General features: G+C 44.1%; 5 protein-coding genes. All 5 read left to right on the top strand.

The genetic code is table 11. The annotated features are described in order from the left end of the window. Positions 1 to 170 precede the first annotated feature (170 nt). The 5 genes from Q4575_RS09170 (at position 171) to Q4575_RS09150 (ending at position 12,332) form a co-directional block, all read left to right on the top strand. Entirely contained in the window at positions 171 to 902 is a 732-nt protein-coding gene (locus Q4575_RS09170) for a FecR domain-containing protein (RefSeq protein ID WP_215962472.1), read from the top strand. Between the two features lie 30 nt (positions 903 to 932). Then, positions 933 to 3,131 carry a CHASE2 domain-containing protein gene (locus Q4575_RS09165; protein ID WP_303522528.1) on the top strand — a complete coding sequence of 733 codons (2,199 nt, stop codon included), beginning with the start codon at positions 933 to 935 and terminating at the stop codon, positions 3,129 to 3,131. Positions 3,132 to 3,220: 89 nt separating this feature from the next. Next, complete coding sequence (locus tag Q4575_RS09160; protein ID WP_303522527.1) at positions 3,221 to 9,199, top strand: putative Ig domain-containing protein; 5,979 nt, start codon at positions 3,221 to 3,223, stop codon at positions 9,197 to 9,199. Beyond that, on the top strand, positions 9,196 to 10,131 hold the full coding sequence (locus Q4575_RS09155; RefSeq protein WP_303522525.1) for a hypothetical protein: 936 nt from the start codon (positions 9,196 to 9,198) through the stop codon (positions 10,129 to 10,131). Before Q4575_RS09160 ends, Q4575_RS09155 begins: the two co-directional genes overlap by 4 nt. Then, positions 10,131 to 12,332 carry a hypothetical protein gene (locus tag Q4575_RS09150; RefSeq protein WP_303522523.1) on the top strand — a complete coding sequence of 734 codons (2,202 nt, stop codon included), beginning with the start codon at positions 10,131 to 10,133 and terminating at the stop codon, positions 12,330 to 12,332. The genes Q4575_RS09155 and Q4575_RS09150 overlap by 1 nt, the downstream gene beginning before the upstream one ends. Positions 12,333 to 12,554: the final 222 nt, after the last annotated feature.

Raw genomic sequence — 12,554 nt, 5'->3', positions numbered from 1 at the left:
TCGTTTGATTAGTCAGTAGAGTCTGTATTTTTAAAAAACGCCCGAGATTATGTCTCGGGCGTTTTTGTTGTTGCTATCACATTTATAAAATTAATTGATTGATTGTAATCAAATTACAACTACTTCATAGTATCTATAAGTGCATTATTTTTGTTCAATAGGTTGTAGTTATGAAATCGTCACCCTTTACTCGCCGAGAATTTGTTCGTTATTCATTAATGGCCGCTGGTTATTCCCTAACTGCTGGTAGTTCTTTACTTGCGCCGCTAGTGCATGCGCTAGGCAAAGTCCCAACCAAACTGGACGACGGTGAGTCTATTTTTACCTTGTCGGGAAAAGTAAAAATAAACGGAAAAAAAGCTTCTGATTCATCCATTATTACCGCCAACGATACCATTGAAACAGACAGTAACAGTCAACTCATATTTGTGGTTGGTAAAGATGCACATATTTTACGAGAAAACAGTAAGCTGATTTTAACCGACAATACCTCAAGCTTAGAAGCAGGGTTGCAACTAGCGAAAGGGAAAGTATTGTCGGTCTTTGGTAAAAGAGGGCAGGGTGAAGGCAGTTTAAAGCTCAAAACCACGACGGCGACAATAGGTATTCGAGGAACCGGGGTTTATTCTGAGTCACACCAAGATCACAGCTATGTATGTACCTGTTATGGTCAAACTGAAATTGCTTCTTTGACCGATCCGAGCAGCTCAGAGATAGTGACAACAACACATCATGATGCACCTCGATATATTTTAAAAGATGGCAAAGCCGGTAGCTTGATTGAAGCTGCACCAATGAAAAACCACACCGATGAAGAACTCATGATCATTGAAGCCTTAGTAGGCCGCGCGCCTCCGTTTTCTTCTTTGATGCAATACAACGCACCGCGCCGGGGTTATTAAAGTGGTGCTAAAGAATGAGATATAAAGTTCATGTTTAAGCGGATTTCAGCAGACCGGCTCTGCATAACTTTGCTGTTATGCTTAGTTACGCTGTGTCATGCATTTACTGCTTTTGAAATACCGCTTATCAGCGCCATCGAAAAATCACTTTACGATACCAGTTTAAAAATCCATTTAACCGACGACACCGACCAACATGTTGCCATCGCTAATATTGATGAAAAAAGCATAGCTGAGCTTGGTCAATGGCCATGGCGCAGGGATGTATTGGCGCAAATGGTCGACACCTTATTTGACCATTATCAAATTAAGGCGTTGGGATTTGATATGGTGTTTGCCGAAGCGTCGGATAATACCGGACAGGAAGTTTTGCAGTTACTTGCCAACAGTGATTTAAAAGATAATTCGACCTTTCAAATGGCTTATAACGCATTGCAGCCGCAACTGGATTTTGACTTGGCCTTTGCCACAAGCCTAAAGGGCCGAGATGTCGTAACCGGGTTTGTATTTGAACAAACACCAAAAGACAATGTAAATCGATTACCGCTTCCTATTATGGACCTGACACCTGAAGTTAAACGTAACAACTCATTAGTTGAAGCCCACTCATTTGTTGCCAATTTACCTTTATTGCATGAAGAAGCTTCATACGCCGGATTTTTTGATAATCCATTGTTGGATGACGATGGGGTGTTTCGTCGAGTTCCCTTATTGCAACATATACAAGGTTATGTGTACCCGTCATTGGCACTAGAGCTCGCTCGTTTAGGATTAGGGGCGGATAAAATAGACGTTCATTTTGATCGGTATGAACAACGTTCTTTTGTGAAGTCGGTACGACTAGGTGATCGGATTGTACCCGTGGCTGAAAACGGTGAAATATTAGTGCCTTATCGTGGTTACGAACACAGTTTTCCTTACTTTTCTGTTATCGATATCATTCAACAAACAGCTGATCTTGAAACGTTAAAAGGCAAGGTCGTGCTCCTTGGTACTGACGCCGCCGGGTTACTGGATTTGCGAACCACCCCATTTGCCAATACCTACCCAGGTGTTGAAGTTCACGCGAACATCGTTTCCGGCATTATTGAAGATAGAGTAATGCAAGTGCCAGAATTTGCGTTATCGTTTGAAATCACCAGTATTATTTCCTGTACCGTGCTGTTATTGCTCATCATTTCACTTCGAGATCCGCGTTGGCAAATTGTTTCTGTCTTAGTACTTATCGTCGGATTATTAGTGTTAAGCCAAGTGTTTTGGAACAAAGGTTTTGTTATGCCATTAGCGTCGAGCTTATTGCTAACAATTGTATTGTTTGTCACGTTAACCGTGATCAATATGATGACCGAAGCACGACAAAAGTTGTCTATCGTGAAGATGTTCGGGCAGTACGTGCCGCCAGAGTTGGTTGCTCAAATGAGCCGAGAACCTGAGAAATACCATTTGGAAAATACCAATAAAGAACTTACTGTTTTGTTCTCTGACATCCGAAGTTTTACCACAATTTCTGAAAGCCTCTCTCCGGACGAACTATCCGATCTAATGAACCAATATCTAACCGCAATGACTACCGTTATTCACCGCCATAATGGCACTATCGATAAGTACATGGGCGATGCGATAATGGCCTTTTGGGGCGCACCGATTGATACCGAGGAACATGCCCTCTTAGCAGCGCGAGCGGCTATGGATATGGCCGACGAGTTAACCAAACTCAATGTCGACTTTACCGCGCGTGGTTGGCCTGAAATCAAAATAGGGATCGGCCTAAATACCGATACTATGTTTGTGGGCAACATGGGATCAGAGTTTAGGATGGCATATACCGTCATGGGCGACTCGGTCAACCTTGGTTCAAGGCTAGAGGCTTTAACGAAACAGTACGGCGTATTCTGTCTTGTTGGACCTAAAACAGCCCAGCATCTCGCGGAGAATGAATTTTCATTGAGGCAAGTCGATTTTGTAAAAGTGAAGGGTAAAAACGAACCTGTGGCGATTTTCCACATCGACAAAGAAATTGAACCTGAGCTAAATTCAAACTTTGCACAATTTTTAGACGCATATAAACAGCAAAATTGGACAGTTGCGTTAGACTTTATAAAACGCTTCAAGCAAGAAAATAGTATTAATGAAATATTGTTGACCATGTACGAAGACCGCATCCGTCACTTCCAGCAGTACCCACCGGGTGATGGTTGGGATGGCGTGTTTGTGCATACCAGCAAATAGTTACAGACAAATATAAAACGTTTAGGCCATTTTCATTCACCATGTGTGACTGGGCTAATCTCTCAAATAATAAAAATACGAGTAACGTTATGAAAACCATAAAATCGATAATTTGGCTAAGTTGCATATTCATTGCAATTTGCTTTTCCTCAAGTAGTGAAGCAAAAGTGACGTATCTCGGGGATAATGGGGTTTATGAGAAAATTTATTTGAGTAATTCTGTTACCGCTTGTGCCAGTTGCCACTACTCAGGCTCTTCCAGTTATACCGACCTCAGTACCTATTCAAAGTTTAAAACTCACGGCAGTACCTCCAGTAGCTATATAGCGACTGGGTTTATGCCCTATAGCGATGCAGACTTAAATACCAATGAGAAAAATTTAATTAGTCAGTGGGTAGCAGACGGTTCTGTTTACGCTGAAGCACCAACCGTTGCCGTAGTTACCGATATTGTGAGCTCGAAAACCAGCGCTACTCTTTATGCTTCAATTGACCCAAATGGGTTTAAACCTTCTGCATATGTTTTTAATTACAGTACAGTAAATGGATCATGGACTAATTCGGTAGTTTCAACCAGCAGCCAAGAAAGTGCCGTTGGTACTGGCGGTGGTGGTGTCAATAGTGGTTATTACAGTGTTAAACAAGTCAGTACAAGCCTATCCGGATTAAGTTGTGGTACAACCTATTATTGGCGGCTATATGCGACAAATGCCTATGGCACTAATTATTCATCTACGGACAATTTTACAACATCGGCCTGTAATTATGGCCCGACAATTTCTACGACCACGTTAAACAACGCGACAGAACAAACGTTATTTCAGCAAACAATTTCCGCCACCGATGCAGAAAGCGACACTATCCAGTACGCGCTTACCACTGCCCCAACAGGCATGACAATAGGAAGCTTAAATGGATTAATTAGTTGGACACCGACAGAAGAACAATCTGGTAATAGCTATACCGTAACTGTGACCGCAACTGATTCGACCGCTGATATTAATGCGACGGCACAGAAAAGTTATACAATTGAAGCCTTCGAAGTTAATGATGCGCCCCAAATTACTTCAACTCCAGTGATAGTTGCGACGGAAGACTCGGTTTATACCTATAATCCCGTGGTTGTTGATGACGACGACAGTGCATTTACATTTAGCTTGCTGTCAAAACCGGTAGGGATGAGTATCAATGCGTCAAACGGCGAAATAACATGGACGCCGGTCAATGGCCAAACAACAAGTGGTTCAGTCATTATTAAAGTATCGGATAACGATGCAACAAATGAAGGCACAACAACACAAACGTTTTCTATTTCCGTGACGGCGGTAAACGACTCGCCAACCTTAACAACAACTGCAGTGACAACAGCAACTGAAGATCAGAGTTATGTTTATAACGTTGGAGCAACTGACGAAGAGGGCGATACGCTCGGATATGAATTAACGACGGCACCAACTGGCATGGTTATCGGTTCTTCAACGGGAGAAATTAACTGGACACCAGAGGCCTCTGCAATTGGCGACAACGCTGTGGTTGTTGCAATATCCGATGGTAACTCCAGTATTTCTCACAACTTCACCGTTACCGTAACCGCGGTTAATGACACACCTATCATAACGTCAGTAGCGGTTACCAATGGTGCTGAGTCGGTCGTTTATCAATATACGGTTGTTGCGACTGATGAAGAAAATGACAGCTTGACCTTTAGCTTAACCACTGCGCCAAGTGGCATGTCAATCAACGAAACAAACGGTTTAATTACGTGGACTCCTGCGGCGGCGGCCGCAAGTTATGCCGAAAATGTGGTTGTAGAGGTCTCCGATGGCAATAGCAGTGAAAGTCAAAGCTTCACTATAAACGTCATTGCAGACGACGACGCCCCATTTATTTCAAGTACAGCAGTCACAACAGCCACTGAAAACACCTTATACCAATATCAATTATCTGTAGTAGATTCAGACGATACAAGTGGCGGTGCTAACCATGTTTATACTTTGCTCCAAGCACCAGAAGGTATGATAGTCGATACATCTGGGCTAATTAGCTGGACGCCAAGTGATGAACAAACCGGTAACTTTGATGTTCAAGTGCGAGTACGAGACGGTGCCGATAATGATATCCAACAGGATATTCAATCTTATTCCATTACGGTCGCCGCCGTTAACGATGCACCGATAATTACATCAAGCCCGAGCACCTCGGCGGTACGTTTTGTTGAATATACTTATCAGGTCGTGGCAACAGATGTTGATGATGATGTTAGCGAATTAACCTTTGCGTTAACGTCTACTCAGGACAACATGACTCTATCTGCGAGTGGATTGCTAACCTGGACGCCAGGTTCAGAAGACTTAAGCTCTGGGGATATTACCATTGCCGTTACCGATGGAGGCGAAGATGGAGCCGTAGCTGTAGAGCAAACGTTTGTTATTACGGTTAGTGTATTTAACTTTCCACCTGAGATCACCTCAGAACCGGTTCTTACCGCGACTGAAGATGTGCTGTATGAATACCAAGTGGTTGTTGAAGATATCGACGATGAAAATAACGGTACAGACATCAATTTCGAATTAACGAATGCCCCCGACGGTATGTCTGTGACAAGTACAGGGTTAATACAATGGACACCACTTGAGGGCGTTGAATCAGCGAGTGCCATATTACTTACAGTGACCGACGGTGGCGAGAATGACAGCCAAGCGGCCACACAAGCATTTGATATTGTTGTTACTCAAATCAATGACGCGCCAACAATTACATCGACGCCAACACTCGCGGTCCTTGAAGGACAACAATGGCTGTATCAATTAACGATTGTTGACCCAGATGACGACGTGACTCAAGACGCATCGGCATTAACAACGACTGTGGTTTCAACATTAGGTAACGCGCTTAATGTCACCGACAGTGGTGCATTGTCATGGACCCCGCAAGAGGGCGATTTAAGTTCGGGTGAAATCATCATCACGGTGACAGATGGCGGTGAAGATGGTGCGGCAAGTGCTGTACAAACTTTCACAGTAAGTGTCACAAGTGTCAATCAAGGTCCCGAAGTTGCGGCGGTGACATCGCTGAACGCAACGGAAGACATGCCTTATCAATATACATTAGAGGTTACGGATCCTGACGATCAAAACGACGGACAAGATATCACTTATCAGTTAATTAGTGGTCCTATAGGCATGACAGTGTCTGCTACCGGGGTTATCGATTGGACACCAGCAGAAGGTCAATTAACGTCTGGCGATGTCATTATTCAGGTTGCTGACGGTGGTGAAGATGGGGCGGAAGCAGCATCGGTCATGTTTGTTATAACGGTCACTGCAGTTAACGACGCACCTGTGTTTGATAGCAGCCCAATAACTGAAGCGACTGAAGGTCAACTTTATACTTACCAAGTGACTGCGACCGATGTAGATAACGATAATGACGCGCTGATCTTTAGCCTACTTCAGGGGCCAACGGACATGACGATCGTTAACGGCGAATTGAACTGGACGCCAGGTAACAATGCAACAAATGCAGATATTGTGGTTGTTGTAAGTGATGGTGAACTAACCGTTCAACAGAGCTTTTCGATAATAGTCACTTTGGTCAACGACGCGCCGAGTTTTGACTCACAACCTATTACCCTTGCGGTTGAAGATACGCTTTATACCTACGATATTATTACAAGCGACATTGATTCTGAAAATCTGACATTGTTGTTATTGTCGGGCCCAAATGGCATGACATTAGTTGATAATCAATTAAGTTGGACACCAACGGAGGGCGTTGTTACCGGCAGTGTTAATTTGTCATTGTCAGATGGACTTATTACTGAACTACAATCGTTTGATATTGCCGTTACCGCCGTTAATGACGCACCAGAGGTGAGCGCATTTGAACCACAACAAATCACCGAATTACAATCTATCGCCATTCAGGCCATATCGACTGATGTTGATTCTACTGAGGTCGCATGGTCATTAAGTGGCGCACCGCTTGGTATGTCGATATCGGCAAATGGCCTAATTTCATGGCAAGCACCGCAGTTTAGTGCAGGTCAATATACCGTTGATGTCGTTGCGGATGACGGCGGCGATACCAATCATCTAGGTCAACAAACCTTAGTTGTCAGCGTTTTATTATTAGATGGCGACGGTGATTTGGTTGCTGATTATGCCGATAACTGCCCATTAGTTGGTAATACAGCTCAACTCGATACCGATATGAACGGTGCCGGCGATGTATGTGATTCTGACGACGATGGCGACGGCTTAAGTGACGAAATTGAATTGGCGTTTGGGCTGAACCCTCTTGATAAAGACGATGCATTAACCGACTTAGACGGTGACGGCTTGTCTAATTTAGACGAATACCTTTTATGTCAAAGTGAAGGCGATACAAGTTGTTCAACCTTTAATCGCGACAATGTGCCACCTGTGATTACGGTGGAAAACGACGCCATAACGGTTGTTTCAACCGGCTTACTTACCGCAGTTGATTTCACCGGCAATGCCACTGCAAACGACTTAGTTTCTGGTAACGTCGATGCCACATTAAGTAATGTCGGCCCTTACCGCCCGGGTCGTTATGACTTGGTTTGGCAAGCCCGTGATGCGGAAGGCAACGTTGCTACAACAACGCAAAGACTCGATGTATTACCGCTTATCAGTGTTAATGGTACGCGGGTGATTGGTGAAGATCAGGCGGTGGAAGTGACCTTACGATTAAACGGCTCGGCACCTGAATATCCGGTGACAGTTGGTTTTGAAGTGTCAGGCACCGCAAGCAGTGAGGATATGGATCTGGTTAATGGCAGTGTTGTTATTGAACAGGGACAGGAAGGCAAAATTATGTTTTCAACATTCGCGGATACGCTGGTGGAAGAAGATGAATCTGTGCTCATTCAACTCACTTCTGTCGACGGTTTTGCGCGCTTAAATGCCATCGCCAATCAGCAAAAACAAACCCTAATGATAGTAGACCGCAATGTTGCGCCAGAACTAAAACTCGTGGCGCGTCAAAATGCACAAGTTGCCGCGAGCATTTATCAAGACCAGGGGTTAGTCACAGTGACAGCCAGCTCATTTGACGCCAACAATGATCAAATTACGCTGGCAATATCGATGACAAATGGCGTGACTTTTGACGCCATAAGCGACAATGAAATTACGTTTGACCCAACTTTGCTCGACACAGCCTTTGTGCGAGTGACCGCCACCGCAGACGATGGACAACAAGTCACAACTCTTACTAAGCGGTTGGATATTGTCGCTGCAGCACCAACACTTAGCGCATCTAATGATAGCGATGGCGATGGCATCACAGACGCAGATGAAGGGTTTGGCGATAGTGACGGTGACAAAGTACCGGACTATTTAGACTCAATTGATGAACCAAGTTTAATCGCCACAAGTATAGGAGGCGACCAACTCATAGCAACAGACGGTGGCTTACAATTATCGTTAGGTGAATTGGCGGCCGCAGATCTTTCTGGTGGCGCTTTAATCAATCAGCAAAATATCGTTAATGACGCGGGTGAACAAGTGGCAGATGATGGCTTCTCCGTCATTGGCGGGCTTTATGACTTTGAGGTCTCAGGACTAAATGATGCCATTCGTCAAGCACGAGTGGTCATTCCGCTTAGCCAATCAATTCCGTTAAATGCGACATATCGCAAGTTTGACGGCAGTCAGTGGCTCGACTTTGTGGCCGATGCAAACAACGCAATTGCCTCGGCAAAAACGATTGCAGGAATATGCCCAGATCCAGAAGACGATGTGTATACCGCGGGATTAACTTCTTTTGATAATTGCATAAGGTTGACCTTGTCAGACGGGGGACCAAATGACGCCGACGGCGTTGTAAATGGCGTCATTGTTGACCCAGGAGGGGTAGCAATTACAACCACCAAACTGACAGTATCGTTTGATACACCAGTGCTTGAGAAACCAACAGAACAACCAGAAGGGGGCAGTTCGATGAATATGTTGTGGTTGTTATTCGCAACGTTTTTAGTTGGCACACGTCGCAAATTAACAATGGCCACATGCCGCGAGCTTAAAAAGGAGATGTCAAAATGAACAATGCCTTTTTAAAGCTAAACACCCTTTCAAAAAGTAAATCAAGAGTTGGTGTTGCTGCCACTTTACTGGTTGCCTGTTTTTCCAGTGCTGTGAACGCTGCAGGCGAAGAGCGTAATTGGTCTATCGATGCCGATATTGGTAGCTTTTACGATTCAAACGTCGGCAAAGCCAAATTCCTTCGAGATACCGTTGAAGATGAAGTGGTGCAACTCAACGGCCGATTTCAATATCGCTGGGAAAGTAATAAAAGCTTGTTGTCGGTGAGTGCTTTAGCAGAGTCTGAATTTTACGACACGGTTGATACCCTCAATTCACTCACAGCTGGGGTTGAAGTTGCTTACAGTTGGCAAAACAGTTTTGGTTTTTTAGCCCCTTTTTACCGTGCCAGCTTGACCTATAAACACAAAGAGTTTGATAGTGCCGGCCGCACCTCCGATATATTGAGTTTTCAAGCATTTGCAACAAGACGAATTAGCACCGACTTTACCGGCCGACTAGGTTATCAATATACCAATGTTACAGCGGGCAATGCGGTATTTGATAATTCGGAACACAGGTTGTTTGCCAACGTCGACTATCTTTGGTCAAGAGAGCTCGTCGCTTATCTTACCGGGAGTGTCATATCTGGCGACGTTTATTCTGTAGCGCAGGCCACCTTTTGTAACGGCCTTACCGCAGACGACATCTATCCCTTAATTAGCGAATCAAAAGCAATTTGGCGTGACGACTCATTTAATCAACATTTTTGTGGCGACTGGTTTGCGTATCGTTTGGCCGCAACAACAACAAGTTTAGCGTTAGGGGTTAACTACGCGCTGAGCCATAAGTACAGTGTCGATATTTCGGCCACGGCAATCGATAGCAGTGCGTCAGACTGGGTTGAATATCAGCGAATGCTGGTACGAGCAAGTTTATTGGTGAGATTCTAATGATGAAAATATTTTTAATATGCGCAATAACAGTCATGCTGGTGGCCTGCGGTGAAGACGCTGTCGCGCCGGAAACAGAAAGTGCTTTTCCAAAGATCCACGCCAATAAATTTTTAAAGTACGTTAACACCCAAGCGGGGTTACCTGCAGGTGAATACCAACTAAAAATGTCTTCTAATGGCACTTTCAACAATATCAGTTACCAAATAGAAGTCGTAAAAGGAACCGCAACTGACGACTCAAATTTGCAGCCAGAAACGTTTACCGGTGAGTGGATTTCCGGTCAGACAAGTACAGAAACCTTTTTACTAAACCAAGCCATAGGTGTGGAAATTACCATGGCGTCATCGGCAGAATTGACGATTGGCCTGTATAAAAACGACCAACTCATGGCGGCGACACAAACAACCAGCGCAACCGAACCCGCTGTTATTTCGATTGCTGCAAGTAACATTAGTAATGCAGCTTATTCTGATGCGTATTATCGAGCGGTTGACCCAGACAACACTCGCACAACCTTGGCGGGTTGGTTAGACGCAAATGGTTTTGACCAAGGTGATGAAACCTATGTGGCATTTAGAGATACCAAAGATCTCGGATACGGCCGCAGCATGTTCGCCCGTAAACGCGCAGACGGTGGTACGGCGATATACGTTGATAATTATATTGTTAAATTAGGCGGTCCGTCACCGGCCAATTATGGCCCACTTAATGTACACGCTGCCGTTGAACAAAATAGAAAATATCATGCGGGCACTAATGCCATCGAGTTTAGCCCCATTGACGCAAGTGACCCCAACTCGCCAATGATCACTAAATTTTTCACTTTCAAACCGGCCGATAGCAGCGGTGTGCAAGAACGATTACTTGAAGCAGATCTAGATGGACGCGGCATTAAGCCAGTGCCAACCACTTGTATTAGTTGTCACGGTGGCGCTATGCTGCCGCTGGATAAAAATGGCGAGTTTCAATTACAATCTTTACAAACAGCAAAGTTAAATCTATTGGAAATAGATACATTTGAATACAGTGATTTAACGGGCTTTAGTCAACTTGAACAAAGTGAAAATTTACGTACATTCAACAGCATCATCGCTGATACGTTTGAGCAACAGAAAAATCAAACGGGTGTTAAAGGTCATTGGTCAGCCGATTTTGCCATTGAAATTGCGAAAGGTCGCTACGGTGACGATTTAGACAACGGCAGTTTTGATACCGCATATGTGCCCGCCGGGTGGCAACAAAACGGTTCTCGTCCATCGGGCGTAGCGTCTTTATATAAAACGGTTATCGAACCGCATTGTGTCAGTTGCCATTCGCTTCGGGGTACAGAAATTGGCGAGTCGACAAAAGTTGAAGTTGATGGCGAGTTAATCAGTTTAGCCAATGCGGTGAATTTTAGCAGTTATGAAAAATTCATAAGTATGTCGGATCGAATTATCGACTACGTATATCGCCGTGGGCAAATGCCAATGTCGTTAAGAAATTACGAACGTTTTTGGCAAAATCCACAGGGTAAACCTACATTCTTAGCATCTTTTTTACCTGGGTTTGACGTCTTAGATGAAAACGGACAAGTCGCCCAACCACAATTTCCTTATGCCAAAACCGTTGCGCCATCAACACTTGTTGCCCCGGGGTTTGTGATAGGTGAAGGCAGTATATTTGCCTCAACCTATGCATGGCGATTAGTTAATAAAGCAGATGATACAGATATTGTGTTGGGAGATTTAAATACGCCTAACTTAGCAATTTTATCGGCGACACCTGGGCAATACGAATTTGAGCTTGTGGTGAGCAATAAGGAAGGAACCGCTAGTAGCCCAAGTCTGATAGAAGTTACCGTCGTTGATGCCGCAGACGCAACACCAGTGACGTTTGATAACGAAATTCGGACTCTTATGGGGACTAGCGACAATAGTTCTTGTTCATTATGTCACCGACCCACCGGCAGCTATCCTAATATCCCAGCGTATTATGCCGATTCGAACCCTGATCAATACTTTGACGTACGCTCGCGGATCGATTTTGTCGACCCAACAAACAGTCCAATTTTAATTAAACCCACGTCTGAAAATCATGGTGGTGGGGTTGTGATTGACCGTTCTACGGTGGAAGGTGAAAAACAATACACTATGTTATTGGACTGGATCTTAGCTGGCGCGCCATGTGGCACAGATACTGAGGTTTGTTATCAATAATTAAACTGAGGACCTTTGTTCTGGTCTTTTATTAAAGCGGTTCAAAGATGCACTAAGGTGTGTCTTTGAACGTGTCTTTTCCACTAACTTATTCATTCTCTCAATTTTTTCGCATTGCGCGCATTTTTATTTATCGCCGTTCTAATTATAAAGTTAACAAACCAATTTAAGCATTTTCGTCTAATTTATTTTAAAAATGGTCAACCAAATTGTAAGTATGAC

The organism is Psychrosphaera sp. 1_MG-2023, assembly GCF_030548245.1.
Lineage (GTDB): Bacteria > Pseudomonadota > Gammaproteobacteria > Enterobacterales > Alteromonadaceae > Psychrosphaera > Psychrosphaera algicola.
The sequence above is the reverse complement of the archived record's forward strand: the minus strand, read 5'-3'. Positions and strand labels throughout refer to the sequence as shown.